The organism is Mangrovicoccus sp. HB161399 (assembly GCF_013184745.1).
Classification (GTDB): Bacteria; Pseudomonadota; Alphaproteobacteria; order Rhodobacterales; family Rhodobacteraceae; genus Mangrovicoccus.
Genome location: NZ_JAATVU010000295.1, coordinates 1 through 665, shown reverse-complemented (window position 1 = coordinate 665; position 665 = coordinate 1). Strand labels below are relative to the sequence as shown.

Genomic DNA, 665 nt, shown 5'->3' with positions numbered 1-665 from the left:
GCCGCTGAACCGCCTGTCCGAACGCTTTGCCCGCGAAGGCGTCGAACTCAGCCTCTCGACCCTGGCAGATCAGGTGGGCGCCTGCGCGGCGGCGCTGGGACCCGTCCACGAGCTGATCCGCGCCCATGTCCTGGCGGCGGAACGGCTGCACGGCGACGACACTACGGTGCCGCTGCTGGCGAAGGGCGGCACGGTCACGGCGCGGCTCTGGACCTATGTGCGCGACGACCGCCCCTTCGCGGGCGGCGCGCCCCCGGCGGCGCTGTTCTTCTTCTCCACCGACCGCGAAAAGACCCATCCCAACGGCCATCTGGCGGGCTGGACCGGCATCCTGCAGGCCGACGCCTATGGCGGCTACAACGATCTCTACCTCGGGGACCGTGCCCCGGCACCAGTGGCCAGCGCGCTCTGCTGGAGCCACGCGCGGCGCAAGTTCTTCGAGCTTGCCGACATTGCCGGACAGGTCCGCAAGAAGCGTCCCGCGCACGAGATATCGCCCGTGGCATTGGAGACGGTGTCCCGGATCGACGCGCTGTTCGACATCGAGCGAGCGATCAATGGCTTGCCTGCCGCGGAACGTCTGGCCGCACGGCAGGAGTCGGCCCGCCCGCTGGTCGCCGGCCTGCACGACTGGCTGGCATCGGAACGCGGGCGGATGTCGCGGC

The 665-nt window shown here is 70.5% G+C and carries 1 protein-coding gene; it reads left to right on the top strand.

Going from position 1 to position 665, the window contains the following annotated elements:
* A partial coding sequence (locus tag HCC78_RS32985) for an IS66 family transposase (protein ID WP_172332876.1) occupies positions 1 to 665 on the top strand: 665 nt, incomplete at both ends.